This window comes from Mesorhizobium japonicum MAFF 303099, from assembly GCF_000009625.1.
GTDB lineage: Bacteria > Pseudomonadota > Alphaproteobacteria > Rhizobiales > Rhizobiaceae > Mesorhizobium > Mesorhizobium japonicum.
Genome location: NC_002678.2, coordinates 6,773,204 through 6,799,745 on the forward strand (window position 1 = coordinate 6,773,204; position 26,542 = coordinate 6,799,745).

Here is a 26,542-nt window from a genome sequence, read left to right on the forward strand (position 1 = left end):
GCTGTAGCAGCGCAAACGGACAAAGGCCACATGGACGACAACGACAAGAAATCTCCGCGCCAAAAAGGCCCGGGCAAGAAACCTGCGGCTCCGCGAGGCGACAGGAAGCCATCCTTCGGCGCCAAGAAACCCTATGCGCCGCGCGGCGATCGGCCGATGGCCGCCGAGGGCGAACGCCCGAAGCGCGACTTCAAGGGCGGCGATAAGCCATTCAGCAAAGGCCCACGCAAGCCCTACGCACCGCGCGGCGACCGGCCGATGGCGGCTGATGGCGAACGCAAGCCTTACGAGAAGCGCGAAGGTCCGCGCAAGCCCTATGCACCGCGTGGCGACCGGCCGATGGCGGCCGAAGGCGAGCGCAAGCCCTATGAGAAGCGCGAAGGTCCGCGCAAGCCCTATGCGCCGCGTGGCGACCGTCCGATCGCGGCCGAAGGCGAGCGCAAGCCCTATGAGAAGCGCGAAGGACCGCGCAAGCCCTATGCGCCGCGCGGCGATCGTCCGATGGCGGCCGGAGGCGAGCGCAAGCCGTATGAAAAGCGCGAAGGGCCACGCAAGCCCTACGCACCGCGCGGCGACCGTCCGGTTGCCGCGTCGGTGGAGGGTGGCGAAAAGCGTTTCGAGCGTCCCAAGCGTGATTTCGGCGATCGCCCGAAGCGCGACTTTGCCGACCGTCCCAAGCGTGACTTTGGCGCTGACCGCCCCAAGCGTGATTTCAGTGATCGGCCCCAAGGGGCATCTGGCGGCGGCTTCAAGGCGCGCCCGCGTCCCGCCGAGGCCACGGAAGAGGCTGGTGAGCGCATCGCCAAGCGGCTGGCGCGCGCCGGGCTTGCCTCGCGCCGCGACGCCGAGGAACTGATCGCCGCCGGCCGCGTCAAGGTCAACGGCCGCGCCCTTACTTCGCCGGCCTTCAATGTGATGCCCGGCGATATCATCCATCTCGACGGCATGGAGATCCCGCCGATCGAACGCACGCGCCTGTTCCTGTTCCACAAGCCGGCCGGCGTCGTCACCACCAACCGTGATCCCGAGGGCCGCAAGACCGTTTTCGACGTGCTGCCGGCCGAGTTGCCGCGGCTGATGACCATCGGCCGGCTCGACATCAACACCGAGGGCTTGCTGCTGCTGACCAATGATGGCGGCCTGTCGCGCGTGCTTGAACTGCCCGCCACCGGCTGGCTACGCCGCTACCGCGTGCGCGTCCACGGCAAGGTCGAGGAAAGCGCGCTTGCCGGCCTGCGCGAAGGTATTGCCGTCGACGGCGTCTTCTACGGCGCCATCGAAGCCAGCCTCGACCGCGAGCAGGGCTCCAATGCCTGGCTGACGATCGGCTTGCGCGAAGGCAAGAACCGCGAAGTGAAGAACATCCTCGGCGCGCTCGGCCTCGACGTGACGCGGCTGATCCGCATCTCCTACGGCCCGTTCCAGCTCGAGGATCTCCCCGAGGGCCATGTGCTGGAGATCAAGGGCCGCGTGCTGCGCGACCAGCTTGGCGAGCGCCTGGTGGAGGAATCCGGCGCCAATTTCGATGCCGAGATAGCAAAACCCTTCTCCAACAAGCCGGTGCGGCGCACCGAAGTTCGTGAGCCGGAACCCGAGCGGCCGAAATTCACCCGCGACGGCGAGCGCCGGCCGATCGGCGAGGGCGGGCTGATCAAGAACCGCAAGCGCCGCGAAGGCAGCCGCGACGAAGCGCTCGGCAAGCTGTCGACCAGTCCCGACAGGGGCGAGCGGCCGGAAAAGAGCTTTGGCGAACGCGGTCCCAGACCCGAACGCGGCGGCTTTGGCGACAAACCACGGGGCAGTTTCGGCGACAAACCGCGTGGTGGCTTCGGCGACAAGCCGCGTGGTGGTTTTGGCGGCAAGAAATCCGAGCGCGAGCAGCGGCCGATCGAGCCGCCCGGCCAGCGCAAGGCCAATGTCTGGATGGCGCCAGGGGCCCGGCCGATCGGCAAGGGCAGGGCGGAAGCCGACGCCGCCAAGGCGGCGGAGGCCAAGGAGCGCAAGGCCTCGTTCAAGCCGTCCTACGGCAAACCCGGTGGCAAACCGGGCGGCGCAAAGCCGTTCGGCAAGCCACGTGGCGAGCGTCCGGCCGGTGGCGGTGAACGGCCGCGCGGCGGCCCCAAGGGTCCCCGCACAAGATGAGGATCGTCGGCGGTGAGTTTCGTGGGCGTCCGCTGGCGACGCCCCGCGGCAGCGCCATCCGTCCGACGACCGACCGCACCCGCGAGGCCGTCTTCAATGTGCTGGCGCATCGCTTTGCCGAACAGCTGGACGGCGCGCGCGTGCTGGATCTGTTCGCCGGCACCGGCGCGCTCGGTCTAGAAGCCCTGTCGCGCGGCGCATCCTATGGCGTCTTCATCGAGGAATCGGCCGAAGGACGCGGCCTGATCCGCGACAATGTCGAGGCCTTCGGCCTGACCGGCCGCACCAAGATCTTTCGCCGTGACGCCACCGGCCTTGGCGAGGCGGGCACGCTGGCGCCGTTCGGCCTGGTCTTCGCCGACCCGCCCTATGGCAAGGGGCTGGGCGAACGCGCTTTGCAATCGGCGAAGGCCGGCGGCTGGCTGCGCCGCGGCGCACTCTGCGTGGTCGAGGAGACGGCGGCGGCTCCCTTTGAGCCAGGCCCCGGCTTTTCGGTGCTGGACGAGCGCAACTATGGCGAAACCATCATCCGCTTCATCGAGGCCGCCTGATACACGGTCGCGAGCAGCGGCCTCTTTGCCGCCGCCTTTTGCCGGCAACAACAATTCACTTTGCTTGTCGCCAGCACCTTGCCTATCGTCTTGAAGAGAAAACCGGAGCCATTGATGATATCCAGGGCTGAATGGCTGCGGACAACACTGCTGGCAACCTCGCTGGCCTTCACGTTCACCGGCCCCGTGCTGGCCGACAGTACCGCGTTGCCCGACAAGACGCCGGCCGAGTTCAAGGTGACGGATTTTCTGCTCGACAACGGCATGGAAGTTGTCGTCATTCCCGACCATCGCGCGCCGATCGTCACCCATATGGTCTGGTACAAGATAGGCAGCGCCGACGAGCCGCCCGGCAAATCCGGCATCGCCCATTTCTTCGAGCATCTGATGTTCAAGGCAACGACCAATCACGCCGCCGGCGAGTTCGACCGCGCCGTCTCCGACATTGGCGGCTCCAACAACGCTTTCACCTCCTACGACTACACCGCTTTCCACGAGACGGTGGCGCCGTCGGCGCTCGAGCAGATGATGGGTTTCGAGGCCGACCGCATGCGTAACCTCATCCTTACCGACGACGTCATCAAGACCGAGCGCGATGTCATCCTGGAAGAGCGCCGCTCGCGCATTGACAACAATCCGCAGGCGGTGCTCGACGAGGAAGTCGATGCCACGCTGTGGCAGAACCAGCCCTACCGCATTCCGGTCATCGGCTGGATGCAGGAAATGGAGCAGCTCAACCGCACCGACGCCGTCGCCTTCTATGACAAATACTACCGGCCCAACAACGCCGTGCTGATCGTGGCCGGTGATGTCGAGCCGGAGACGGTCAAGGCGCTGGCCGAAAAGACCTATGGCAAGGTGGCGCGCGGACCGGACCTGCCGCCGCGCATCCGCCCGGTCGAGCCGGAGCAGAACACCAAGCGCACCGTCACGCTCGCCGACGCCCGCGTCAGCGTGCCGAGCTTCTCGACGCAATGGGTGGTGCCGTCCTATCACACCGCCAAGCCGGGCGAGGCCGAGGCGCTCGACCTCTTGGCCGAGATCCTCGGCGGCGGCAACCGCAGCCGGCTCTACCAGGCGCTGGTGGTCAAGCAAGGCATCGCTTCGAACGCCGGCGCGTATTTCCAGGGCACCATGCTCGACGACACCAATTTCACCGTCTATGGCGCGCCGCGCGGCGACGCCAAGCTCGCCGACGTCGAGGCCGCCGTCGATGCCGAGGTGGCGCGCATCGCCAGCGGCGGCGTCACACCGGATGAGCTCGAAAAGGCCAAGGACCGCTATATCAGGTCGATGGTTTTTGCCCGCGATAAGCAGGATTCCATGGCCGAAATCTATGGCTCGACGCTGGCCACCGGCGGCAACGTGCAGGATGTCCAGCAATGGCCGGACCGCATCCGCAAGGTCACGGCGGACGAGGTCAAGGCCGTCGCCGCGCGCTATCTGGTGCTGGCCCGCTCGACATCAGGCTATCTCTTGCCGCAGCAACAGGCGGGGAATTGATGATGACGAACCAGCACCGCGCCTCTTTCCCTTCTCCCACAAGGGGAGAAGGAAGAACGCGCACCGCCCTCGCAACCCTCTTCCTCTCCATCCTGTTCCTGATCCTGCCGGCACTTGCCGCCCGCGCGATGGACATCCAGCAGGTCACCTCGCCAAAAGGCATCACCGCCTGGCTGGTCGAGGACTATTCCGTACCGATCGTCGCCGTCCGTTTCGTCTTCGGCGGCGGCTCGACGCAGGATCCGGTGGGCAAGGAAGGACTGACCAATCTGATGACCGGCCTGTTCGACGAGGGCGCCGGGCCTCTTGATTCGGAAGCCTTCCAGGTCAGGCTCGACGATGCCGGCGCAGAGATGAGCTTCGAAGAGACCCGCGACGGCGTCTATGGCTCCATGCGCATGCTGGCCGAGCAGCGCGACGAGGCCTTCGACCTGTTGCGGCTGGCGGTCAACGAGCCACGCTTCGACCAGGCGCCGATCGACCGCATCCGCGCCCAGATCCTGTCCGGCATCATCGCCAACGAGAACGATCCCGACACGGTGGCGCAGCACAGATGGGCGCGCGCCGTCTATGGCGACCATCCCTATTCGCGCTCCGACCAGGGCACCAGGCAGAGCATCGCCGCCATCACCAAGGACGATCTGAAGGCCCTGCACAAGGCGGTGTTCGCTCGCGGCGGCCTGCACGTCGCCGTGGTCGGCGCCATCGACGCCGAGACGCTGAAGAAGAAGCTGGACATGGTGTTCGGTGACCTGCCGCAGAACCAGGCGCTCACCCCGGTCGCCGATGTCGAGCCGAAGCTGGCGCAGCGCGTCGAGGTCAATTACGACCTGCCGCAGACCTCGCTGCAGCTCGCCTGGCCGGGCGTGAAGCGCAAGTCGGCGGATTTCTTTCCCGCCGTGCTGATGAACGAGATCCTTGGCGGCGGTACCTTCACCTCGCGCCTGTTCGCGGAGGTGCGCGAAAAGCGCGGGCTGGCCTACAGCGTCAATTCCTCGCTGGTCAACCAGGACCATGCCGACGCGCTGATCGTCACCACGGGCACGCGTTCGGACCGCGCGGCCGAGACGCTCGGCATCGTGCGCGATGTCGCCAGGCAGTTGGCTGAGGAAGGCCCGACCGAGGCTGAACTGGCGGCAACCAAGAAATACCTCATCGGCGCCTATGCCATCACCAATCTGGACTCTTCGAGTTCCATCGCCGCGACGCTGGTCGAATTGCAGCTCGACGATCTCGGCATCGACTACATGCAGCGCCGCGCCGGCTACATCAACGCGGTGACGCTCGACCAGGTCAAGGCGGCTGCGAAAAAGCTGCTGACAGCCGAGCCGACCATCATGGTGGTCGGGCCGCCGCTGGCCGGAGCCGGCAAGGGATGAGCCCGACCTTCGGCATAGCCTTCGGCGGCGGCGGCGCGCGCGGGCTGGCGCATATCCATGTCATCGAGGCGCTGGACGAACTCGGCATCAAGCCGGTGGCGATCGCCGGCTCGTCGATCGGTGCCATCATGGGCGCCGGCATGGCCGCGGGCATGACCGGCAAGGACATCCACGGCTACGCCCGCTCGATCCTCGGCCGCCGCGCCGAAGTGGCCAGCCGCATGTGGCGCGCGCGGCCCGGCACGATCGCCGAGGCCATGCAGAACGGCATCCGGGTCAGCCAGTTCAATGTCGAGCGCATCCTGAAGGCGTTCCTGCCCGAGGCCATTCCCGAAACCTTCGCCGAGCTGAAGATCCCGCTGAAGGTGACGGCGACCGACTATTTCGGCCACAAGCTCGCCGTGTTCGACGAAGGCGACCTGCATTCCGCGCTTGCCGCCTCGGCCGCCATCCCCGCCGTGTTCCGCCCGGTGACGCGCGACGGCCGGCTGCTGATCGACGGCGGCATCTACAACCCCGTGCCCTTCGATCTCATCGAGAACGACGCCGACATCATCATCGGCGTCGACGTCGTCGGCGCGCCGGAAGAGGCCGACCGCAAGCACCCCACCTCCGTCGACCTGATGTTCGGCGCCACACAGCTGATGATGCAGTCGATCATCGCCAACAAGCTGAAGCAATGCCGCCCCGACATACTGGTCCGCCCCGCCGTATCGAAATACCGCGTGCTCGATTTCCTGAAGATCGACGCGCTGATGAACGAGACGGCGGACATCAAGGATCAGCTGAAGCGCGAGGTGGAGCGAGTGGTAGAGGCGCGCAATGGCGCCGCCATCAAGGGGAGGCGAGGGAAGAAGGCCGGGTGACGACGGAACGCCGCACTTGGTCGTCCTGTGTCGAGCTCTGTTGTCATCCAGCCTGGGAAGCCTGCTACGACTTCGCCGCCACCGGCGCATACTCCAACGCAACAACGCCGTTGCTGAACGGCGTGGCCGAAATCAGCTCGAGCGCCACCTGTTCGCCCTGTGGGAACAGCGGCTTGCCCTGGCCGACGGCGCCGGGATAGCTGAGCAGCCTGACGCGGTCGACCAGCCCGTGGCGCAACAATTCCTGCGCGAGGCTGAGGCTGCCATGTACATAGATGTTGCCGCCGCTGCCTTGCTTCAGCGTCCTCACCGCTTCCGGCAGCGAGCCTGTGAGCAATTCGGCCGGTTTCCAGTCGAGCGCCTTTAAACTCGTCGAGGCGACGTATTTCGGCAGCGCGTTGAACCGGTCGGCAAAATCCCCGGTTTCCTCAGGCCATGAGCCGGCAAAGATTTCATAGGTCGTTCGGCCCAAAAGCATGGCGCCGCTGTCGGCGAGCTCATCCTCCTTGAACCTGTTCATTTCGTCGTTCCAGGTCACGCCAGGCAATTTCTCGACCTCGGCAATGCCGTCGACGCTGATGAATTCGGTGACGATGAGTTTTCTCATGGTGTTCTCCTCTTCGCTCTAAGGACGAACCACATGGGGCTTTTGCTACAGGCTCCGGCGAGAAATAACGCTGTGCTTTGCTGTTTAGCCAAGGTCAGAGGCATGCGCCGACCTCAGCTGACCTGATGCTCGGCGCCGATCGATGATGCAGCCGGTCGTCGTCAACAGGTCGAAACAGGGGCTGCCGAGAGTTCGTGGCGCCAAAGGGCCTCCTCAGTCCTTCGCCCGCTCCACATAGGACCCGTCCGCCGTCATCACCACCACGCGGGTGCCGGGCGCGATGTGCGGGGGCACTGCGGTGCGCACGCCATTCGAGAGCACGGCGGGCTTGTAGGAGGACGACGCCGTCTGGCCCTTGGTCGTCGGCTCGGTCTCGACCACTTCGAAAGTGGCGCGCTGTGGCAGCACCAGGGAAATCGCGATGCCGTTGAACTGCGAGACCTGCACCGGCATGCCTTCCTGCAGATAGGGTGCTGCGTCGCCGACCACGGCTTCGCTCACCGCCACCTGGTCGTAGGTTTCCGGGTTCATGAAGTGGAAGCCTTCGCCGTCGGCGTAGAGGAAGGTGTGCTCGCGCTCCTCGACATAGGCGCGCTCCACCTGCTCGGTGGTGCGGTAGCGCTCCGAAACCTTCACCCCGTCGCCGATGCGGCGCATGTCGAGCTGCGTCACGGGCGTGCCCTTGCCTGGGTGGATGTTTTCGGCAAAGAGGATCACATAAAGCTTGCCGTCCTTGTCGACGACATTGCCTTTGCGGAGCGAACTGGCGATGACTTTCACCACGGTTTTAAATCCTGCGAGAGTTAGTGGGCGTTTGCCGGCTTGTGCGGCGCTGGTAGCGCATCTTGGCGCGAACCGCCAGCCCCCAAGGCGCGCCAGCATGCCTTCAAATCGCTCATGACCGCCGCTTCGCCTTGGTGGACGCCACATGTCCACGCCGACCGCCGCCCACGGCTGATGCTGCGCAACGGGCTGACCGCGGCCTTTCGCGAATGGTTCGCCGCTCAGGATTTCATCGAGGTGGAAACGGCGGCGCTGCAGGTCTCGCCCGGCAATGAGGCGCATCTGGCGGCTTTCGCCACCGAAGCGGTCGGGCCGGATGGCGCGCGCGCGCCGCTCTATCTCCACACCTCGCCGGAATTCGCCTGCAAGAAGCTGCTCGCCGCCGGCGAAGTCAGGATTTTCAGCTTGGGCGCCGTCTGGCGCAACCGCGAGCGCGGCCCCTTGCACCATCCCGAATTCACCATGCTCGAATGGTACCGGGTGGGCGAGACCTATGGGAGCCTGATGCGCGATTGCGCCGATCTGCTGGCGCTGGTCGCGAGGAGGGCAGGGGCGACGCGCTTTTCCTTCCGGGGCCGCGAGTGCGATCCGTTTGTCGAGCCGGAACGTCTGACGGTGGCGGACGCATTCACCCGCCATGCCGGCATCGATCTCCTGGCCACGGTCGCCGCCGATGGCGGCACCGACCGGGACACGCTCTACGCCGCGCTGGTTCGGGCCGGCCTGCGCACGGCGCCCGACGACAGCTGGGCCGACCTGTTCAGCCGGGTGATGGTGGAAAAGATCGAGCCCAATCTGGGCATCGGCCGCGCCACCATCCTGTGCGAATACCCGGTCGCCGAGGCGGCGCTTGCCCGGCCAAGTCCGCACGATGCGCGCGTCGCCGAGCGCTTCGAGCTCTATTGCTGCGGCGTCGAACTCGCCAACGGTTTTGGCGAACTGACCGATGCCGAGGAGCAGCGCCGGCGCTTCATCCTCGAAATGGACGAGAAAGAGCGCATCTATGGCGAGCGTTATCCGCTGGATGAGGATTTTCTCGCCGCCCTTGCCATCATGCCGCAGGCCAGCGGCATCGCGCTCGGCTTCGACCGCCTGGTGATGCTGGCGACCGGTGCGCAGAAAATAGAGGATGTGATCTGGACGCCGGTCGCTGGCTCTTGAACCACCGGCCGAGTGGTGCCGGTCTCAATGCGCGAAAACCTGCTCCAGCGAGCGAAAACCCTTGAATTCCAGGGCGTTGCCGGAGGGATCGCGGATGAACAGCGTCGCCTGTTCGCCGGGCTCGCCCTTGAAGCGAACCATTGGCCGTTCCAGCCAGTCTATGTCGTCGCGCGCTTCCAGCCGGGTCGCCAGGCGCTGCCAGTCATCCATCAGCAGCACGGCGCCGAAATGCGGGATCGGCACCAGAATGCCGTCGACCTTGCCGTCGCTGGCGGCTTGCGCGGCCTGCGGCCGCAAATGCGCCGACATCTGGTGGCCGTAAAGATCGAAGTCCACCCAGGTCGTCGACGAGCGGCCGATCGCGCAGCCCAGCACTTCGCCATAGAAAGTTCGGGTTTCATCGAGATCACGGACCGGAAAGGCGAGATGGAAAGGCGTCATGAAGGATGCTCCGTGCGGGCTGCGGGCCGATTTTGCGTCACTGGGTTCGCGATGGGAACCATGCAGCGACGCATTTTGATTGAAGCCTGTGCCATTGCACAAGCCGGATCGGAACAATAGATGGGTGGGCGCGGCCGCAAGCTGGCCGCGACAAGCAGGATCACAGGCATGGCCGACACATCAGACGCTAAAAAACTGACCGACCGCGTTGCCGCGCTGGTCGAGGCCGCCAAGAAGGCCGGCGCCGATGCTGCCGACGCGGTTGCCGTGCGCGGCCGCTCCACCGGCGTGTCGGTGCGGCTTGGCAAGGTCGAGGCCACCGAATCGTCGGAGGCCGAGGATGTTTCGCTGCGCGTCTTCGTCGGCCGGAAAGTGGCGAGCGTCTCGGCCACGGCCGCGTCCGACCCGCGCTCACTCGCCGAGCGCGCCGTCGCCATGGCGAAAGTCTCGCCCGAGGATCCCTATCAGGGTCTGGCCGATCCGGCGCTGCTGGCCAAACAGACGCGCGATCTCGACCTGTTCGACGCCACCGAAGTGTCGGCCGACCAGCTGAAGGAAGCAGCCCTTGCGGCCGAAGCAGCAGCGCTTGCCGTCAAGGGCGTGACCAATTCGGCCGGCAGTGGCGCTAGTGCCGGGCTGGGCGGTATCGTGCTGGCCACCTCGCACGGCTTCATCGGCCACTATGTCGGCTCGCGCTTCTCGCGTTCGGCCAGCGTCATCGCCGGCGAGGGCACCGGCATGGAACGCGACTATGAATTCTCCTCGCGCCAGCACTTTGCCGATCTCGATGCGCCGGAGGATATCGGCCGCAAGGCCGGCGAACGCGCCGTGCGCCGCATCGGCGCGCGCAAGGCGGCGACCGGGCCGGTCGACGTGGTGTTCGACCCGCGGGTGGCGCGCGGCATCGCCGGCCATCTTGCCGGCGCCATCAACGGCGCGTCCGTCGCGCGCAAGACCTCGTTCCTGCGCGACATGATGGGCAAGCAGGTGGCCGCGTCTGCCATCACCGTCACCGACGAGCCGCTCAGGCCGCGTGGCCAGGCCTCGCGCCCGTTCGACGGCGAGGGCGTTGAGGGCGAAAAGCTTCTCATGGTCGAAAAGGGCGTGCTCAACCACTGGTTCCTGTCGACCTCGGCCGCGCGCGAACTGGGATTGATCACCAACGGCCGCGGCTCGCGCAGCGGCTCCTCCGTCTCGCCGTCCTCCACCAATCTCGCCATCGAGCCGGGCGAACGCTCGCCGGAGGATTTGATCAAGTCGCTCAAGAGCGGCTTCTATGTCACCGAAGTGTTCGGCCAGGGCGTCGACATGGTGACCGGCGAATACAGCCGCGGCGCTTCCGGTTTCTGGATCGAGAACGGCGAGTTGGCCTATCCGGTCGCTGAAGTCACGATTGCCTCGAACCTGAAGACGATGTTCCTCAACATGGTGCCGGCTGATGACCTCGACCGCAATTTCGGCACCGCCGCGCCGACGCTCCTGATCGAAGGCATGACCCTTGCCGGAGCCTGAACTGACCGCTGCCCTTTCCGGCACCATTGGGGATCTGCCGCTGCTGCGCGACGCCGCCCGCGAGGCGGGTGTCATCGCCATGCGCTACTTCGGCAACAGCCCGCAGGTCTGGATGAAGGGCGGCACCTCCCCGGTTAGCGAAGCCGACCATGCGGCGGACGCCTATCTGCGCCGCACGTTGCTGGCGGCGCGGCCGGACTATGGCTGGCTGTCGGAAGAGACGGTCGACGATCCGGTGCGGCTTTCGGCGCGCCGCACCTTCGTCGTCGATCCGATCGACGGCACGCGCGGCTTCCTCGAGGGACAGCGCACCTGGTGCGTCAGCGTTGCCGTGGTCGAAGAGGGCCGCACGCTTGCCGGCGTGCTCGAATGCCCGGCAATGGACGAGACCTACTGGGCGCTGCCCGGCCAGGGCGCTTTCCGCAACGGCAAGCGCATTGGCGTGCGCACGCTTGGCGACAAGGCCGAGATTTCAGGGTTGAAGCAACTGATCGACCTGGTGCCGGCCGGCTGGCAGAAGCGGCTGGTACGGGCGCCTTACAGTCCCTCGCTTGCCTACCGCCTGGCAATGATCGCCAACGGCACGCTCGACGCCACCTTCGTCAAGCCGAATGCGCATGACTGGGACATCGCCGCCGCAGATCTCATCCTGCGCGAGGCCGGCGGCCAGTTGCTCGACCCGCATGGCCGCGCGCCGCTGTATGCCGGCGAGGTGACCCGCCACGGCGCGCTCGCAGCCGGCAGCGGTGAATTGTTGGAGGTGCTCGTCGATGTCATCGCCGGGCTGGATGCGTGAAAGCACATTCGCAGGTTCCAAAGTCGGCGGCTTTGGTCTAGACCTGTCACAAACTCACGATATGTGAAGGACCGACATGACCGCGGAAGACGGGAAGAAACAGCTTTTGCATCTGGTGTTCGGCGGCGAACTGAAGAAGCTTGGGGGCACCGAGTTCCGCGATCTCGACGGGCTCGACATTGTCGGTATCTATCCCGATTATCAATCCGCGCACACGGCGTGGAAGGCCAAGGCGCAAGCCAGCGTGGACAATGCCCATATGCGTTATTTCGTCGTTCATCTGCACCGTCTGCTGGACCCCGACAACAAGGCTGCCGGTTGACTTCGATGGAGCATGACCTGGCGAAAGGGCCAGCCAGCGACGCCGCGCCGACTGACAGGGGCGGCCGTCGCGCGACCAAGACGTTCTGGCGCAAGGTGCGCGAACCGCTCGCACAGTCGCGATTCGTCAAGAACGCCATTGCCAGCCTGCTCGCGCAGTTCGTGCGCCTGGTTCGTCTGACCAGCCCCCTGGTCGCCGGATCGGCGCGCTTTTCGGGCGGCGCCTATGCCGAATTCGAACCCGGCATCATCGCCCTGTGGCACGGCCAGCATCTTTTGACGCCCGCCTATTACCCCAAGCGCAAGCCGCTGGTCGCCATGGTGTCGCGCAGCGCCGATGCCGAGCTCAATGCGCTGATGCTGGAGAAATTCGGCATCGAGGCGGTGCGCGGTTCCGGTGGGCGCGACAATGCCCGGCATCTCGACAAAGGTGGGGCCAAGGCACTGATTGCCCTCAAAAAGTCGCTCACCGCCGGCAAGAACGTCGCCATGATCGCAGACATTCCGCATGGCACGCCGCGCGACGCAGGGCTCGGCATCGTTCTCCTGGCGCGCCTCTCGGGCCGGCCGCTGCTGCCTGTTGCCATCGCCACCAGCCGCCGCAAGGTGCTGGAAAAGAGCTGGGACAAGACGACCATCAACCTGCCGTTCGGCCGTTCCGCCGTGACCATCGGCGCGCCGATCTTTGTCGCGGCCGACGCCGATGACGCCGAAATGGAGCGCAAGCGCCAGGAAATCACCACCGCTCTCAATGCCGCGACGGCCGAGGCCTACCGTCTCGTGGATGGCCGGCGATGAGCGGTCGCTGGGCGCGCGCCATGCTGACGGCATACCGTTTCGCCGGTGCCGCGGCCTATCCGCTGGTTGGGCCTTATGTCGCCTGGCGCACTTCGCGCGGCAAGGAAGACCGCCACCGTCGCCGCGAGCGCTACGGCGTCGCCGGTCGCCCGCGCCCCGAAGGGCCTGTGATCTGGATCCATGCCGCCAGTGTTGGCGAGACCATAGCCGTCGTGCCGCTGGTCGAGAGCATTCTCGATTATGGCGTCAACATCGTGCTGACCACCGGTACGGTGACATCGGCCCAGGTCGCCGACGAGCGGCTCGGCGACCGCATCATCCACCAATATGTGCCACTCGACCTGAAACCGGCGGTCAGCCGGTTCCTCGATCACTGGCAGCCGGACCTGGCGATCATCGCCGAATCCGAAATCTGGCCGATGACCATCCTCGAGCTTGGCGCGCGCCACGTGCCGCAGGTGCTGGTCAATGGCAGGCTGTCCGACCGCTCTTTCACCTCATGGAAGAAGCGCGCCAACATCGCCGAGGCGCTGTTCGAGAACCTCGCCCATGTCGTTGCCCAGTCCGATGTCGACGGCGAGCGTTTTCGCACGCTGGGCGCCCGGCCGGTCACCGTCTCGGGCAACCTCAAGGTCGACACCAATCCGCCGCCGGTCGACGAACGGGTATTGGCTAGTTTGCAGCGGCAGATCGGCGGCCGCCCGACCTGGGCGGCGATCTCGACTCATGACGGCGAGGAAGTGGTCGCGGCTGAGGTCCACGCGACGCTGCACAAGCGTCACCACGGCCTGCTGACGATCGTCGTGCCGCGCCATCCCGATCGCGCCGAGGCTCTTGCCGCGCAGATTTCCGGCATGGGCCTGAAGGTCGCGCGGCGCAGCAAGGGCGACCGTATCGGGCCTGACACCGATATCCTGCTCGGCGATACGATCGGCGAGATGGGGCTCTATCTCCGGTTGACCGAGATCGCCTTCGTCGGCCGCTCGCTGACGTCCGAGGGCGGCCAGAATCCGCTCGAACCGGCCATGCTCGACACGGCGGTTCTGGCCGGCCGCAATGTGCAGAATTTCCGCGAGGCCTATCAGCGCCTGATCGACAGCGGCGGCGCCAAGCTGGTGCGTGATCGCGACATGCTGGCTGGTGCGGTCAACTTCCTTTTGACCAACGAAGTGGCGCGCCACGAGATGATGGCGGCGGGGGTGGCGACCGTCGACGAGATGCGCGGCGCGCTGGCGCGCACGCTGAAATCGCTCGAACCCTATATCCAGCCGCTGGTCGTCAAGTCGCGCCTGAAGGGCGCCAACGGGCGCTAGCGTGGCCTCCGAAGCACCACCATTCTGGTGGGAAGAGCCGGACTGGAAAGTCCTGGCACTGTCGCCGCTGTCGGCCGTCTATGCGCTCGTCGCCGGGCGCGTCATGCGGCGGGCCAGGCGCGAGAAGATCGAGGCGCCGGTCCTGTGCGTCGGCAATTTCACCGTCGGCGGCACCGGCAAGACGCCGGTCGCCATCGCGCTTGCGCAACAGGCCAAGCGCATGCAGCTGAAGCCCGGTTTCCTGTCGCGCGGCCATGGCGGCTCCTTCGCCGAGCCGCATGTCGTCGATGCCCATCACGATGCCGCCAAGCATGTCGGCGACGAGCCGCTGCTTCTGGCCGAACACGCGCCGGTCGCGGTGACGCCGAACCGCGCCGCCGGTGCCAGGCTGCTCATGGCAAAGCATGGCTGCGATTTCCTGATCATGGATGATGGCTTTCAGAGCGCGCGCATCCATATCGATTACGCGCTGATCGTGGTCGACGCCCGCTACGGCATCGGCAATGGCCGCGTCATTCCGGGCGGCCCGCTCAGGGCCAAGATCGTTGACCAGCTGGTCTTCACCAGCGGGCTGTTGAAGATGGGCGAGGGCACCGCCGCCGATGCCGTGGTGCGCCAGGCGGCACGCGCCGGCCGGCCGATCTTCGAGGCCCGTGCCGAGCCCATCAGCAAGGCGGGGCTTGCCGGCAAGCGGTTCCTCGCCTTCGCCGGCATCGGCCATCCCGACAAATTCTTCGATACGGTGCGTGAGGCCGGCGGCGAGGTGGTTCTCTCCAAGCCCTTTCCGGATCATCATTTCTACGCCGAAGACGAACTCGCCGAGCTGGCGGCGGTGGCGCGCGCCGAAGGGCTGGGGCTCATCACCACGGCCAAGGACGCCGCCCGGTTGCGCCACGGCGCCTCGCAGGACTTTCTGAACAGACTCGAGGTGCTGGAAATCGACACGGTTTTCGAGCTCGACCATGCGCCCGAACGCATCATCGAGGAAACGCTCGATGCCTGGCGGCAGCGCAAGCTGAGAAGCTAGCTACGCTTGCGCAATTCCGGATGCACCTCGATTTCGCGGCGCAGCGAAGCGGTGGCGTTCACGTAAGGCTCCTGCCTGGCGACGCTCCAATATTTCAGCTCGTCCAGGGGGATGTTTTCCCCGGTCACCGCGCAGCGCACGAACGAGCCTGGGCTGGTGACCTGGAAATCGCCATCGAGATAGCGGATGCGGGCTTCCTTGCCGCCCGGGCCTTCGAAACGGTTCATCATGCGGTGGTGCCAAGTGTCATACAGATTTCATCGCCACAAATCTGCGGCCGGGTCAAGCTTGCGACAAGCCTCGGACAATGCTGAGGCGCTACGACACGCAGAAAAGCGCTTTTATCGGGGGCATGATGGATATTTCTTCCGCCCGCCTGGCTTCCTTGCTCAAGGAGGCGATGACGCCGCAACCTGTGCCGTCGGCGAAGGCCGATCCGGTCAGGACGGCGCTGGTCAGGGAACTGGTCCAGCCCGCCGCGCCCTCTTTGTTCGCCCAACGCACGGCGCCCGCTTTGTTGTCTATGCCTGCCGCGCCGTTGGCCGTCAAATCGCAGCAGATTGCTTCTTCCGGCATCGTCGAGGCCTATCAGGCCCAACTCGACACGCGCGACGAGGCGGTGCTGGCAACGGTCGCGGCAAGGAAAGCAGCGCCCGAAGCCGACGCACAGCGCGGCGCCGTGCCGCCTTCGGCAACGGCCAATGACAACGCGCCCGCCAGGGCCGCGGGTGTGTCGTTGCTGTCGTTTGTCCCGCCGCAGGCGCCGCTGCAGCAAAACGCCGCCACGCTGGGTGCGCCGGCAGGGCGGCGAATAGCGGCCAATCAATCCCACACCGCGGCGCCCAACTCGGAGGGCCTGCTGGTGAAGATCGGCTTTGTTTCGATCATGACCGGTTTGTTGGCAACAATGATGTTCGGCTTCGTCCTGCTTTTGCTCCGCTGAACGTCGAATCGGCCGGCAGACCTATCGCTCGGCTTCGATGAATGCCTCGATCTTGTCCGGCGCCAATCCGGCCTGCTGCGCGATGCGGCGGACAAGGTCGGCGGCGGCGGTGCGCGGCCGCCCTAGCGGCCGGTCGAGCCAGTAGGACACCGGATTGAGCGCGGTGCGCTCGTCGACCGCGACGATTCGGCCCGACTGCAACTGATGCCCGGTCAGTGGTGGACGCGCCAGCGCAATGCCGAGCCCGTAGGCGGCAGCATCGAGCACCAGATTGTAATCCTCGAATCGCCTGTCCTGTGGACGTGGCCGGTAGTCCATGCCTTGCGCGGCGAACCAGGCACGCCAGGCGGAGGCGTCGGAATCGTTGATCAGCGGAAATTTGAGCAGCCGGGCGGGGTCGCCGCGGCCGATCTCGCGTGCCAGTTCCGGTGAGGCGACAGGGAAGACATGCTCCTCGAACAGCTGCACCGAGACGCGGCCGGGAATACCGCCGCGGCCGCAGCGGATCGACAGGTCGATGCCTTCATCGGCAAGGTCGGCCTGGCGGATGTCGACATCGAGCACGATGCGCAGCTTGGTGGGATTGTTTTCCAGTGCCGCCATGCGCGGCATCAGCCACAGCCCACTCACCGAGGGGATCGAGGTCAGCCGCACCACCGCCGTGCCGCGCGGCTCGACCCAGCGGTCGGAATGGCTCGAAATCAGTGCGAAAGCCTCCGACGTGCGCAGATGCAGCCGGTTGCCTTCGATCGTCAGCGTCACGCCGCGCGCGCCGCGATCGAACACTTTCAGGCCCAGCCAGTCCTCGAGCTTGGCGATCTGCCGGCTGATGGCGCCATGGGTGATGTTGAGTTTTTCAGCGGCCGCCGAAAAGCTGCCGGTTCGCGCCGCCGCGTCGAAGGCACGCAGGGTTTCGAGCGGCACCATTGTGTCTGAGCTGTGATCCATAGTCACAGGTGATCCTCGATTTGGTCGTTTGTCAACAAGCGGGAAAAGGCGTTTTGTGGCTCCCAGGACGGGAACAGCACGAGGACGGTGAGATGAGCGCGATGACGGGCACGTTGAATCAGACACAGCGGATGGACACCACGGCCGCCATCGCCGTGGCGCTGACTGTGGTCGGCTGGGCCTCCGCCTTTCCGGCCATCCGCGCCGGCCTTGCCGCCTTTGGGCCGCTGGAACTTGGCGCCTTGCGTTTCGCCATCGCCGCGGTGCCGGCGGCGATCTTCCTTGCCGTCAAGCGTCCGGCGCTGCCCAGGCTCGACGAGGTGTGGCGCCTCGTCTTTGGCGGGGCAATTTTCGTCGCGCTCTACACCGCCATGCTCAACTTCGGCGAACTGACCGTCTCGGCCGGTGCCGCCGGCTTCATCATCAATGTCAGCCCGATCTTCACGGCCATCATGGCGATGGCGCTACTGGGCGAGCGTTTTTCAAGGTGGGCCTGGGCTGGCACGGCGATATCCTTCGCCGGCATCGGCGTCATAGCAATGGCAGACGGACAAGGCTTGCATTTCAATGCTGGCGCATTGCTCGTGCTTGGCTCCGCGCTCTGTTCGGCCGTCAACACCATCGTCCAGAAGCCCCTGTTTGCACGCCATCATCCGCTGACCATCTCGGCCTCCAACATGGTGCTCGGAGCCCTTTGTCTGTCCCCCTTTCTGCCGAGCGGTTTTGCGCAGGCAGCCGTCGCCAACACCGCCGGTCTCGGCGCCGTCATCTTTCTTGGCATCGTGCCCAGCCTGATCGCCTATGCCGCCTGGGCAACCGCGTTATCGCGTCTGCCGGCCGCACGTGCCTCGAACTTCCTCTATTTGGTCTCGCCCATGTCCGCCCTGATCGGCTTCTTCTGGCTGGGCGAAGTGCCGACCCTGCTCGGCATCCTCGGCGGCGCGCTGGCGCTCGGCGGCGTCATCGTGGTGAATTTGAAGCGTTAGATCAAAGGGTTGCCTGCCTTTCCCGAATCAAGACGAGAGCCGCCGGAATTTTTGACCCCCACGGGCCGCGTTATCGTCCGCGAAGGTGTATCGCGATGGAAGCGGAAATCGAATCGCCTGCCGTTAGATTGCACTTGCGCCGGACGTCGTCCTTCAGGGGCAAAAGATAGCTTCCGTCCTTGGGAAACAGGGATGTGCCGAACATGAAGCCGTCAATGGTCGCCTCGACAGGGACCACCCCCCAGCCATAGGTCGCGAACTTCGCGACTTTTTTGATCTCTTCGCTATGGGGCTCGGGTATCGGCGCGAAGAAATATGGCGAAGGGCCCCTCCAGTGGATCACCTCGGCTTCGAACTGGAACAGGACCGTCGACTCGCCGCTCACAGGCTCACCGCCGCCCGAACAGCCGCTCGATATCGGCGAGCTTGAGCTCGATATAGGTCGGGCGGCCATGGTTGCAGGTGCCGGATCCCGGTGTCGCCTCCATCTGGCGCAGCAGCGCGTTCATCTCCTCGGCCTTGAGCAGCCGGCCGGAACGCACCGAGCCGTGGCAGGCCATGGTGGCGGCGATCTTGTCCAGCCGCTCTTTGAGCGTCTCGACCGTGTCGTTGTCGGCGATTTCGTCGGCGAGGTCGCGCACCAATTGCTGGACATTGGTTTCGCCCAGCATCGACGGCGTCTCGCGCACGGCAACGGCGCCCGGGCCGAAACGCTCTATGCCGAGGCCGAAGCGGGCGAGCGTTTCGGAATGCATGGCCAGCCGCTCGGCATCCTCTTCCGGCAGGTCGATGATCTCAGGCAGAAGCAGCATCTGCGAGGGCACGGGGCGCGAATGCAGCGCGTTCTTCAGCGCCTCATAGACCAGCCGTTCATGCGCCGCGTGCTGGTCGACGATGACGAGCGAATCCCTGGTTTGCGCAACGATATAGTTCTCATGCACCTGCGCGCGTGCCGCACCGAGCACCGTGCCGAGCAGCGTCTCCGTCGTCTCGTTCTGCCCGACGCGCGCATCGGCGCTGACAAGCGGGCCGGTGTCGAAAGCCGCCTGACCGGGTTCGCTAAACCCGCCATGCCTTGCGCCGGCGCGTTCGAAGTCTCCGAATTGCATGTCGAGCGGCCGCTGCGGCGAGCGCGCGGGGTCGAAGCCGGCGGAGCCGGACGCGCGATAAGCTGCTTCGTAGCTGCGATGGCCATTGGCCGGGCCGCCGTGGTTATAGGATGCCGCTCCCGGCCGGAATGCCGCCATCATGCCGGCGGCTCCCGTGGTGGCCGAGCGGATGCCGGCATCGGCCAATGCTTGGCGGATGGCGCCGACGATCAGCCCGCGCACCAGGCCCGGATCGCGGAAGCGCACATCGGCCTTGGCGGGATGGACGTTGACGTCGACGATGGCCGGATCGAGCGTCAGGAACAGCACCGTCACTGCGTGGCGGTCGCGCGGCAGCACGTCGGCGAAGGCGCCGCGGATGGCGCCGGCGATCAGCTTGTCTCGCACCGGCCTGCCATTGACATAGGCGTATTGCTGCAGCGCGTTGGCGCGGCTGAAGGACGGGATCGAGACATGGCCGGTCAGATGCACGCCTTCGCGCATCGCGTCGATGGCGATGGAATTGTCGGGAAACTCGGCCCCCATCACCTGGGCGACGCGGCGCAGGCTGCCTTCCGGACTGTCGTCGGTCGCCGGCAATTCCAGCGTCGAGCGGTCCGAACCGGCCAGAGTGAACCGCACGGCCGGGAAGGCAATGGCGATGCGCTTGACCACATCGCTGGTGGCCGAGCTTTCGGCGCGCTCGCCCTTCATGAATTTCAGCCGCGCCGGCGTGGCGAAGAACAGGTCGCGCACCTCGACCGTGGTGCCGCGATTGGCCGCCGCGGGCCTGACGGGGAGTACGCGGCCGCCCTCGATGCCGATCTCGGCGGCGCTGTCGCCCAAAGCGGTGCGCGAGCGGATCGACAGCCGCGACACCGAGCCGATCGACGGCAGCGCCTCGCCGCGAAAGCCGAGCGAGCGGATGTCGTTGATATCCTCGGCGAGCTTGGAGGTGCAGTGGCGCGCAATCGCCAGCGCCAGCTCCGGTTCGGGGATGCCGGAACCGTCATCGGTGACGCGGATCAGGTTCAGCCCACCGCCTGCCGTGACAACCTCGACCCGGGACGCACCGGCATCGAGAGCATTCTCGACCAGCTCCTTGACCACGCTCGCCGGACGCTCGATGACTTCGCCGGCGGCGATCTGGTTGATCATCGTTTCGGAAAGCTGGCGAATGGGCATGGCGACAGTATAGGCGGATTCGTGTCGCGCGGGCGAGGGCGAACCTGCCGTGAAACGACTTACGCCTGCGCCGCCAGCCAATCCCTGACCTTGCGGGCATTGTCGCTGAGTTCCCGGTTCTTCGGCCAGACGATATAGAAGGCCTTGCCGGTCTTGAGCACGTGGTCCGTCACCTGCACCAGCAGTCCCGTCGCCAGCAGCCGTTCGGCAAGGTGCCGCCAGCCAAGCGCGATGCCTTGCCCCTCCATCACGCCCTGGATCACCAGGCCGTAATCGTTGATGCGCAGGCCGCGCGCGGTGTCACCGAGGCTGCCGCCGGCTGACTGGAACCATTCGTCCCAGCTGGCCGCCTCGCGGTACGGCTCCTCGAGATGAATAAGCCGGTGTGTGGCCAGTTCCCCGACAGCCCTCGGCATGCCGAATTTGGCCAGGTAACTGGTGCCGGCGACGGGGAAGATCTCCTCGTCGGCGAGCGGCAGCGAATGGTAGTCCGGCCAGTCCCGGGGCTCGCCGCCGCGCACCGCGAGCGGGATGCCTTCGGCAATGATGTCGAGGTCGCGGTCGGCGGTCTGGATGCGCAGGTCGATGCCCGGCAATTCGTCGCGGAACTGCTGCAGGCGCGGCATCATCCAGAACGAGCCGAAGGCGGTCGAGGCGGCGAGCGTTACATGGCCGCCGGTTGCCTGCAGGCGCAGATCCTCGGCCGACTTGCGGATATGCGATAGCCCCAGCGAGACATCGGCGTGGAAGCGTTCGCCGGCCTCGGTCAGGCTGACCTGCCGGTGGCGGCGCTGGAACAGCTTGGCGCCGAGCTGCTCTTCCAGCCCACGCACCGCGTAGGAGACGGCGGCCTGCGTCATGCCGAGCTCGCGTCCGGCGGCGGTGAAGCTCGACAGCCGGCCGGCCGCCTCGAAGACGATCAGGCTGCCGGCGGAGGGCAGGAGGTGGCGAAGGCTTCGCATAAGCGTAGCTTATACAGAAGATCAGGATTTTCCACCGTCACAGCCATGTTTGGTCTTACTAAATTGACGCAGATGGAAAGACGGAGTTGTCATGAACGCGCCGGCCGCTGAGTTGACCGAAAACACCAGCCGCCGAAGCGGCGGCCGCCTGGGGCGCAAAGCCCTGCGAGGGGCGCCGATAACCTCGTTCCCGACCCTGGTGCGCAAGATTCCCGTCTATCAGATGGTTCCGGACGAGGCGGTGGAACTGATCCACGAGGAATCGCTCAAGATCCTCGAGGAGGTGGGCTGCGAATTCCGCGACGACGGCGCGATCGAGCTTTGGAAGGCCGCCGGCGCCGATGTCAGGGAGACGCGTGTCCGCATCGACCGCGCGCTGCTGATGGAGCTCGTCTCGAAGGTTCCGTCGGAGTTCACGCTCCATGCACGCAACCCCGAGCGCACGGTGCGCGTCGGCGGCAAGAACTCGATTTTCGTGCCGATGTATGGCGCGCCCTACGTCCGCGACCTCGACAACAACAGGCGCTATGGCACGCTCGCCGACCTCAACAATTTCCACAAAATGGCCTATATGGCGCCGGCGCTGCATTCCTCGAGCTCGGTCATCTGCGAGCCGATGGAAATCGCGGTGCCGAAACGGCATCTGCACATCATCCACTCGGCGCTCAAGCATTCCGACAAGCCATTCATGGGCATCGTGACGTCGAAGGAGCGCGCCGAGGACACGATGGCGATGGCTGGCATCGTCTTCGGCGAGGCGTTCGTCCGCGACAACCCTGTGCTGGTGGCGATCACCAATTGCAATTCGCCGCTGGTGTGGGATGCCACCATGATCGACGCCATGCGGGTCTACGCGAGCCACAACCAGCCGCTGATCCTGGCGCCTTTCGCGCTGTGCGGCGCTTCGACCTCGGCTTCCGCCGTCGGCGCGGTGGCGCAGGTCAACGCAGAGGCGCTTGCCGGCGTGGCGCTGACCCAGCTCATTCGCCCAGGCTCGCCGCAGGTCTACGGCCAGTTCATGGTCACGGTCGATATGAAGACCGGCGCGCCGATGGGCGGCACGCCGGAGGCCGCCCAGATGATGTATCTGATGGGCGCACTGGCGCGGAAATACCGGCTGCCGTGGCGCACCTCTGGCTTCCATGTCGGCTCCAAGCTGAACGATGCCCAGGCGGGCTACGAGGCGAATATGCTCATGCATGCCGCCATCCTGTCCGGCGCCAATTACATCTGGCATTCCGCCGGCTGGCTGGAAGCCGGGCTGACCTGCGGCTATTCGAAATTCGCCACCGACTGCGAGCAGCTTGTCGGCTGGTACAAATATGCCGGTGGGCTCTCCTTCGACGATTTCAAGGAAGCCATGGCGGCGATCCGCGAGGTTGGGCCGCAGGGCCATTTCCTCGGCACCCAGCACACGCTGGAACATTTCGAGTCTGCCTTCTTCATGCCCTCGATCATGGATTTCAACTCCTATGAACAATGGAATGCCGAAGGGGCGAAGGACCACGACACGCGCGGCCGTGAGAAAGCACGCAACATGCTCGCCGATTACGAGGAACCGAAGCTCGATGAGGGGGTTGCCGAAGGTCTCAGGGATCTGATCGCGCGGCGCGAGGAGAAGCTGCCTGACACGGTGAGTTAACGGAAAAGGGCGAAGACCCGACGGGAACCATAAGGGAGGAAGAAAATGACGCTTTTCAGAAGCAATGGCGATCGCGTCCCGAGCGCTATCGAGGCCATGGCGCAGGAGGCACGCGCCGGCCGCATGGACCGGCGTGAATTTCTGGCGCTGGCAAGCGCCTTCGGCGCATCGACGGCTCTTGCTTATGGCATGATCGGTCTTGCCGCGCCGCGACAGGCCCTGGCCGAGGAGTCGAAGAAGGGCGGAACGCTGCGCGTCGCGATGTCGGTCAAGGCGCAGAAGGACCCGCGCACATATGACTGGACGGAAATGGCGAACGTCACCCGGACCTGGCTGGAGCCGCTCGTCCGCTATACCAGGCAGTTCACTTTCGAGCCGGTCCTGCTCGAAAGCTGGGACGTTAATGACGACGCCACCGAATATACGCTGCATCTTCGCAAGGGCGTAACCTGGAACAATGGTGATGCTTTCAACGCCGACGACGTGGTCTCCAATCTGAACCGCTGGTGCGAGAAGGGTGCCTCCGGCAATTCCATGGCCGCGCGCGTCGGCGCGCTGATCGATCCGAAGAGCGGCAAGGCCAAGGACGGTGCGATCACCAAGGTCAACGACAACACGGTCAAGCTGAAGCTCTCCGAACCTGACATCGCGATCATACCCGGCTTCACCGACTATCCCGCGCTGGTCGTGCACCGTGACTTCGACAAGGACGGCGCCGATCCGATCAAGAAACCGATCGGGACCGGACCTTTCGAGTTGGTGTCCTATGCAGTCGGTGCGAAGGCGGTCGTCAAGCGCCGCGAGAACGGCAAGTGGTGGGGCGGCGAAGCGCCACTCGACAGCGTCGAATTCACCGACTACGGCACTGACTTCAACGCCACGCTGAATGCCTTCGAGTCCGGCGAGATCGACCTCGATTTCGAAACGCCGGCTGACTTCATCGACCCCCTAGACAAGATGGGTCTGGTGAAATCGGAGGTCGCGACGGCGACCACGCTCGTTGCCCGCACCAACATCACCCATAAGCCCTATGACGACCAGCGGGTGCGCAATGCGCTGCAGATGGCCGTCGACAACAATGCCGTCATGCAGCTGGGCTACGCCGGGCTCGGCACGGTTGGCGAGAACCACCACGTCGCCCCGATCCACCCCGAATACTATCCGCTGCCCAAGAAGACGCGGGATGCCGCCGCCGCCAAGAAGCTGATGGCCGACGCCGGACAGGCCGACTTCGAGCACGAGCTGATCACCGTAGAAGACGAATGGCAGAAGAACACCGGCGATGCGATCGCCGGCCAGTTGCGCGACGCCGGCATCAAGGTGAAGCGTACCGTTCTGCCGGGATCGACCTTCTGGAACGACTGGACGAAATATCCCTATTCGATGACCATCTGGTACATGCGCCCGCTCGGCGTGCAGGTGCTGGCGCTCGGCTATCGCTCGGGTGAGGCGTGGAACGAAACGGCCTATGCCAACCCGGATTTCGACGCCAAGCTGAAGCAGGCGCTGTCACTGGCCGATCCAGCCAAGCGCAAGGAGGTGATGAAGGATGTCGAGCAGATCCTGCAGGACTCCGGCGTCATCATCCAGCCGTTCTGGCAGAAGCTCTACTGCCACATGAACAAGAAGGTGAAGAACTACGGGATGCACCAGACCTACGAAATGGACTTCCAGAACGTCTGGCTCGACGGCTGAAAGGAGGCCGGGCAGGGGCTTCATGAGCAGCAAAAAAGCCGGTATGCAGGATGCGTGGTGTTGATTGTTTCAAGCCACCAAGAGCCGGAGATTCTGCATGAGACGGACAGTGCTCCTTGCCGCCCTATTGACAGCCTTGCCCGCGGCCGCCTTTGCCGGGCCGGCGTCGGACGCCGTGAAGTTCTTCTATGTTCCGGCGGTCAAATTCGAGGCCGATGCACAATACCGGGATCGCTTCACCGCGCCGGTGACGAAGCTGTTCGATCTCAACGACCAGGCGACCAAGAAGAATCCCGACCAGGTCGCCTGCATCGATTTCGATCCCGGTCTTGATGCGCAGGATTTCGATCAGAAGACGGTCTCCAAGACCCTGAAATTGTCCGAGACGGTGGATGGCGACACGGCGCAAGTGGTGGCAAGCTTCAAGCTGTTTTCGGACGGAGACGATTCGCAACGCGAAATGCACTGGTCATTGAAGAAGGTCGACGGCAAGTGGAAGGTATCGGACATTGCTTCGAAGACCAGCGACTGGACGCTGAGCCAGCTCGAATGCATGGCGGGCCAAGATCCGGAGTGATTGCCGTGGCCTCGGCCGTTCCGGCCGGGGCGTCGTATCGGCGGTTTCGCGTCGCTACGCGGCATCCCCGGCGCGTGAAGTTTTCTAAATTTCGTGGAACGCCGAGCGCTTCGAATGTAGTGTGAAGGCGATGTAACAAACGTATAATGGTGGCGCGTAGCTTGGCGAATCGCCGCGCGCACGAGAAATTCAAATCAGCGATCCGGTTTTGACGTCACGTTGCTTTTGACAAGGCGAAGCGCTAGACTTCCTCCGCTTGGTTGTGAACGAATCTCTTGTTCCATTTAGGGGGAATGATCATGAAAATTCTAGGCTACCTATTATCTTCGCTGTTTCTCGCTTTGGCAATGGCGGTGATCACCACGCCGGCTTCCGCGCAGGCGACGCGGACCTGGGTTTCCGGCGTTGGTGACGACGCCAATCCGTGTAGCCGCACGGCGCCTTGCAAGACCTTTGCCGGGGCAATCTCGAAGACGGCTGTCAGCGGGGAGATCAACTGCCTCGATCCGGGTGGTTTCGGCGCCGTGACAATCATCAAGTCGATTACGATCGACTGTGTATATACGGAAGGTGGGGTTCTCTCCGCCGGAACCAATGGTGTCGTTGTCAACGCTCCGGCTGGAAGCGTTGTGCATCTCAGGGGGCTGGATATCGATGGCGTGGGCACAGGCCTGAATGGCGTACGCTTTCTTGGTCAGGGCCAACTGCATATCGAGGATTCGATCATCCAGCGGGTCACCGGCCAGGGCGTGGAAGTCGCGCCGAACGGACCTACCGAAATCTATATCAGCAATACCCGGATATCCGAGGCAGCCACGAATGGCATCCTGATCAAGACGACTGGCGCCGTTGGGATAAACGCTGCGCTCACGCGAACGGAGGTCACAAACAACGGCACCGGCATCACCGTCGACGGGACGGGTAACACCTTGGCCATAAATATGGCGTTGACAGCTAGCCTGGTCAGCGGGAACGGCGGCAACGGCGTGACCGTAAAGACGGTTGCCGCAGCCTCCCCGGTCCGCGCCACGGTAACAAATACGACGGTGTCATCCAATGCCGGCGTGGGCGTGAATGCCAATGGTGCGGCTGCCAGCGGCGCCGGAAGTTCGATCGTCACTCTTGGCGGATCGACCGTGTTCGCCAACTTGACCGGCGTCGGCTCTAGCGGATCGGGTGTGGTGCAGTCGTTCAAGAACAACATGATTTCCGGAAATGTCTCGGATGGCACGCCGCTGACGGCATTCCCTGGACCTGGAGGTGCGCCGCTGCAATAAGCGTTCTTGTTGCATGACAGATCATTCCACCGGGCTGTG

Annotated in this window: 26 protein-coding genes; 18 read left to right on the top strand and 8 right to left on the bottom strand. The window is 64.9% G+C overall.

The genetic code is table 11. From position 1 onward, the window contains the following. Positions 1-30 precede the first annotated feature (30 nt). The 5 genes from MAFF_RS33545 (at position 31) to MAFF_RS33565 (ending at position 6,441) form a co-directional block, all read left to right on the top strand. A complete protein-coding gene (locus MAFF_RS33545) occupies positions 31-2,142 on the top strand; it encodes a pseudouridine synthase (protein WP_044551679.1) in 2,112 nt (703 codons plus the stop codon). Continuing rightward, positions 2,139-2,693 carry a 16S rRNA (guanine(966)-N(2))-methyltransferase RsmD gene (rsmD, locus tag MAFF_RS33550; RefSeq protein ID WP_010915476.1) on the top strand — a complete coding sequence of 185 codons (555 nt, stop codon included), beginning with the start codon at positions 2,139-2,141 and terminating at the stop codon, positions 2,691-2,693. The genes MAFF_RS33545 and rsmD overlap by 4 nt, the downstream gene beginning before the upstream one ends. A gap of 114 nt (positions 2,694-2,807) precedes the next feature. Further along, complete coding sequence (locus MAFF_RS33555; protein WP_010915477.1) at positions 2,808-4,196, top strand: M16 family metallopeptidase; 1,389 nt, start codon at positions 2,808-2,810, stop codon at positions 4,194-4,196. 2 nt (positions 4,197-4,198) lie between these two features. Next, the gene (locus MAFF_RS33560) at positions 4,199-5,575 is read left to right on the top strand and encodes a M16 family metallopeptidase (protein WP_010915478.1); all 1,377 of its coding nucleotides are present in this window, start codon (positions 4,199-4,201) and stop codon (positions 5,573-5,575) included. Then, positions 5,572-6,441, top strand: coding sequence for a patatin-like phospholipase family protein (locus MAFF_RS33565; RefSeq protein ID WP_010915479.1), 870 nt, complete (start codon positions 5,572-5,574; stop codon positions 6,439-6,441). The genes MAFF_RS33560 and MAFF_RS33565 overlap by 4 nt, the downstream gene beginning before the upstream one ends. A 64-nt stretch (positions 6,442-6,505) precedes the next feature. Here MAFF_RS33565 and MAFF_RS33570 read toward each other — a convergent pair whose 3' ends face one another. After that, a complete protein-coding gene (locus tag MAFF_RS33570) occupies positions 6,506-7,048 on the bottom strand; it encodes a dihydrofolate reductase family protein (protein WP_010915480.1) in 543 nt (180 codons plus the stop codon). A gap of 213 nt (positions 7,049-7,261) precedes the next feature. Beyond that, positions 7,262-7,831: an elongation factor P gene (gene efp, locus MAFF_RS33575; RefSeq protein ID WP_010915481.1), complete on the bottom strand. Its 570-nt coding sequence runs from the start codon at positions 7,829-7,831 to the stop codon at positions 7,262-7,264. A gap of 114 nt (positions 7,832-7,945) precedes the next feature. Between efp and epmA the strand changes: the two genes are divergently transcribed. Beyond that, complete coding sequence (epmA, locus tag MAFF_RS33580) at positions 7,946-8,992, top strand: EF-P lysine aminoacylase EpmA (protein WP_010915482.1); 1,047 nt, start codon at positions 7,946-7,948, stop codon at positions 8,990-8,992. 24 nt (positions 8,993-9,016) lie between these two features. On the opposite strand, the gene MAFF_RS33585 is transcribed toward epmA, so the two are convergent. Continuing rightward, on the bottom strand, positions 9,017-9,433 hold the full coding sequence (locus MAFF_RS33585; RefSeq protein ID WP_010915483.1) for a VOC family protein: 417 nt from the start codon (positions 9,431-9,433) through the stop codon (positions 9,017-9,019). Positions 9,434-9,601: 168 nt separating this feature from the next. Between MAFF_RS33585 and MAFF_RS33590 the strand changes: the two genes are divergently transcribed. The 6 genes from MAFF_RS33590 to lpxK all read left to right on the top strand — a co-directional run bounded on the left by MAFF_RS33590 (position 9,602) and on the right by lpxK (position 15,200). Beyond that, entirely contained in the window at positions 9,602-10,945 is a 1,344-nt protein-coding gene (locus MAFF_RS33590) for a TldD/PmbA family protein (RefSeq protein WP_044551682.1), read from the top strand. Continuing rightward, a complete protein-coding gene (locus MAFF_RS33595; RefSeq protein ID WP_044550159.1) occupies positions 10,932-11,741 on the top strand; it encodes a 3'(2'),5'-bisphosphate nucleotidase CysQ in 810 nt (269 codons plus the stop codon). The genes MAFF_RS33590 and MAFF_RS33595 overlap by 14 nt, the downstream gene beginning before the upstream one ends. A 76-nt stretch (positions 11,742-11,817) precedes the next feature. Further along, the gene (locus tag MAFF_RS33600; protein WP_032929795.1) at positions 11,818-12,063 is read left to right on the top strand and encodes a DUF4170 domain-containing protein; all 246 of its coding nucleotides are present in this window, start codon (positions 11,818-11,820) and stop codon (positions 12,061-12,063) included. Between the two features lie 5 nt (positions 12,064-12,068). Then, positions 12,069-12,860, top strand: a complete 792-nt coding sequence (locus MAFF_RS33605; RefSeq protein ID WP_044550162.1) for a lysophospholipid acyltransferase family protein — start codon at positions 12,069-12,071, stop codon at positions 12,858-12,860. Then, positions 12,857-14,173 carry a lipid IV(A) 3-deoxy-D-manno-octulosonic acid transferase gene (gene waaA / locus MAFF_RS33610; RefSeq protein ID WP_010915488.1) on the top strand — a complete coding sequence of 439 codons (1,317 nt, stop codon included), beginning with the start codon at positions 12,857-12,859 and terminating at the stop codon, positions 14,171-14,173. Before MAFF_RS33605 ends, waaA begins: the two co-directional genes overlap by 4 nt. Position 14,174: 1 nt before the next feature. Beyond that, a complete protein-coding gene (gene lpxK / locus MAFF_RS33615; RefSeq protein ID WP_010915489.1) occupies positions 14,175-15,200 on the top strand; it encodes a tetraacyldisaccharide 4'-kinase in 1,026 nt (341 codons plus the stop codon). Here lpxK and MAFF_RS33620 read toward each other — a convergent pair. Continuing rightward, positions 15,197-15,430, bottom strand: a complete 234-nt coding sequence (locus MAFF_RS33620; protein WP_010915490.1) for a DUF2093 domain-containing protein — start codon at positions 15,428-15,430, stop codon at positions 15,197-15,199. The two genes, lpxK and MAFF_RS33620, sit on opposite strands and share 4 nt — an antisense overlap. A gap of 155 nt (positions 15,431-15,585) precedes the next feature. On the opposite strand from MAFF_RS33620, the gene MAFF_RS33625 reads away from it, so the two are divergent. Then, on the top strand, positions 15,586-16,143 hold the full coding sequence (locus MAFF_RS33625) for a hypothetical protein (protein ID WP_244420690.1): 558 nt from the start codon (positions 15,586-15,588) through the stop codon (positions 16,141-16,143). 21 nt (positions 16,144-16,164) lie between these two features. Here the strand turns inward: MAFF_RS33625 and MAFF_RS33630 are convergent, their stop codons facing one another. After that, positions 16,165-17,091, bottom strand: coding sequence for a LysR substrate-binding domain-containing protein (locus tag MAFF_RS33630; protein ID WP_080512002.1), 927 nt, complete (start codon positions 17,089-17,091; stop codon positions 16,165-16,167). Positions 17,092-17,183: 92 nt separating this feature from the next. On the opposite strand from MAFF_RS33630, the gene MAFF_RS33635 reads away from it, so the two are divergent. Further along, a complete protein-coding gene (locus MAFF_RS33635; protein ID WP_010915493.1) occupies positions 17,184-18,077 on the top strand; it encodes a DMT family transporter in 894 nt (297 codons plus the stop codon). A gap of 70 nt (positions 18,078-18,147) precedes the next feature. Here the strand turns inward: MAFF_RS33635 and MAFF_RS33640 are convergent, their stop codons facing one another. Genes MAFF_RS33640 through MAFF_RS33650 form a run of 3 tightly spaced genes read right to left on the bottom strand, consistent with a single transcriptional unit; the run spans position 18,148 to position 21,312 of the window. Further along, complete coding sequence (locus tag MAFF_RS33640) at positions 18,148-18,462, bottom strand: DUF1905 domain-containing protein (protein ID WP_010915494.1); 315 nt, start codon at positions 18,460-18,462, stop codon at positions 18,148-18,150. A 4-nt stretch (positions 18,463-18,466) separates the two neighbouring features. Continuing rightward, positions 18,467-20,350: a DNA mismatch repair endonuclease MutL gene (gene mutL, locus MAFF_RS33645; protein WP_010915495.1), complete on the bottom strand. Its 1,884-nt coding sequence runs from the start codon at positions 20,348-20,350 to the stop codon at positions 18,467-18,469. Between the two features lie 59 nt (positions 20,351-20,409). Further along, positions 20,410-21,312, bottom strand: coding sequence for a LysR substrate-binding domain-containing protein (locus MAFF_RS33650; RefSeq protein ID WP_010915496.1), 903 nt, complete (start codon positions 21,310-21,312; stop codon positions 20,410-20,412). Between the two features lie 91 nt (positions 21,313-21,403). Between MAFF_RS33650 and MAFF_RS33655 the strand changes: the two genes are divergently transcribed. From MAFF_RS33655 to MAFF_RS33670, 4 genes are all read left to right on the top strand, one after another. Next, complete coding sequence (locus MAFF_RS33655; RefSeq protein WP_010915497.1) at positions 21,404-22,954, top strand: trimethylamine methyltransferase family protein; 1,551 nt, start codon at positions 21,404-21,406, stop codon at positions 22,952-22,954. A 45-nt stretch (positions 22,955-22,999) separates the two neighbouring features. Next, positions 23,000-24,649 (top strand): ABC transporter substrate-binding protein, encoded by a 1,650-nt coding sequence (locus MAFF_RS33660; RefSeq protein ID WP_010915498.1) that lies wholly within the window; start codon positions 23,000-23,002, stop codon positions 24,647-24,649. 97 nt (positions 24,650-24,746) lie between these two features. Beyond that, positions 24,747-25,226: a DUF3828 domain-containing protein gene (locus MAFF_RS33665; RefSeq protein ID WP_010915499.1), complete on the top strand. Its 480-nt coding sequence runs from the start codon at positions 24,747-24,749 to the stop codon at positions 25,224-25,226. A 299-nt stretch (positions 25,227-25,525) separates the two neighbouring features. Further along, entirely contained in the window at positions 25,526-26,503 is a 978-nt protein-coding gene (locus MAFF_RS33670; RefSeq protein ID WP_032933323.1) for a right-handed parallel beta-helix repeat-containing protein, read from the top strand. Positions 26,504-26,542: the final 39 nt, after the last annotated feature.

Excerpts from the sequence above, each read along its gene's own strand:
- MAFF_RS33545 (WP_044551679.1), top strand. The coding sequence starts at position 31 with ATGGACGACAACGACAAGAAATCTCCGCGCCAAAAAGGCCCGGGCAAG.
- rsmD (WP_010915476.1), top strand. The coding sequence starts at position 2,139 with ATGAGGATCGTCGGCGGTGAGTTTCGTGGGCGTCCGCTGGCGACGCCC.
- MAFF_RS33555 (WP_010915477.1), top strand. The coding sequence starts at position 2,808 with ATGATATCCAGGGCTGAATGGCTGCGGACAACACTGCTGGCAACCTCG.
- MAFF_RS33560 (WP_010915478.1), top strand. The coding sequence starts at position 4,199 with ATGACGAACCAGCACCGCGCCTCTTTCCCTTCTCCCACAAGGGGAGAA.
- MAFF_RS33565 (WP_010915479.1), top strand. The coding sequence starts at position 5,572 with ATGAGCCCGACCTTCGGCATAGCCTTCGGCGGCGGCGGCGCGCGCGGG.
- MAFF_RS33570 (WP_010915480.1), bottom strand. The coding sequence starts at position 7,048 with ATGAGAAAACTCATCGTCACCGAATTCATCAGCGTCGACGGCATTGCC.
- epmA (WP_010915482.1), top strand. The coding sequence starts at position 7,946 with ATGACCGCCGCTTCGCCTTGGTGGACGCCACATGTCCACGCCGACCGC.
- MAFF_RS33585 (WP_010915483.1), bottom strand. The coding sequence starts at position 9,433 with ATGACGCCTTTCCATCTCGCCTTTCCGGTCCGTGATCTCGATGAAACC.
- MAFF_RS33590 (WP_044551682.1), top strand. The coding sequence starts at position 9,602 with ATGGCCGACACATCAGACGCTAAAAAACTGACCGACCGCGTTGCCGCG.
- MAFF_RS33600 (WP_032929795.1), top strand. The coding sequence starts at position 11,818 with ATGACCGCGGAAGACGGGAAGAAACAGCTTTTGCATCTGGTGTTCGGC.
- MAFF_RS33605 (WP_044550162.1), top strand. The coding sequence starts at position 12,069 with ATGGAGCATGACCTGGCGAAAGGGCCAGCCAGCGACGCCGCGCCGACT.
- waaA (WP_010915488.1), top strand. The coding sequence starts at position 12,857 with ATGAGCGGTCGCTGGGCGCGCGCCATGCTGACGGCATACCGTTTCGCC.
- MAFF_RS33620 (WP_010915490.1), bottom strand. The coding sequence starts at position 15,430 with ATGATGAACCGTTTCGAAGGCCCGGGCGGCAAGGAAGCCCGCATCCGC.
- MAFF_RS33630 (WP_080512002.1), bottom strand. The coding sequence starts at position 17,091 with ATGGATCACAGCTCAGACACAATGGTGCCGCTCGAAACCCTGCGTGCC.
- MAFF_RS33635 (WP_010915493.1), top strand. The coding sequence starts at position 17,184 with ATGAGCGCGATGACGGGCACGTTGAATCAGACACAGCGGATGGACACC.
- mutL (WP_010915495.1), bottom strand. The coding sequence starts at position 20,350 with ATGCCCATTCGCCAGCTTTCCGAAACGATGATCAACCAGATCGCCGCC.
- MAFF_RS33650 (WP_010915496.1), bottom strand. The coding sequence starts at position 21,312 with ATGCGAAGCCTTCGCCACCTCCTGCCCTCCGCCGGCAGCCTGATCGTC.
- MAFF_RS33655 (WP_010915497.1), top strand. The coding sequence starts at position 21,404 with ATGAACGCGCCGGCCGCTGAGTTGACCGAAAACACCAGCCGCCGAAGC.
- MAFF_RS33660 (WP_010915498.1), top strand. The coding sequence starts at position 23,000 with ATGACGCTTTTCAGAAGCAATGGCGATCGCGTCCCGAGCGCTATCGAG.
- MAFF_RS33665 (WP_010915499.1), top strand. The coding sequence starts at position 24,747 with ATGAGACGGACAGTGCTCCTTGCCGCCCTATTGACAGCCTTGCCCGCG.
- MAFF_RS33670 (WP_032933323.1), top strand. The coding sequence starts at position 25,526 with ATGAAAATTCTAGGCTACCTATTATCTTCGCTGTTTCTCGCTTTGGCA.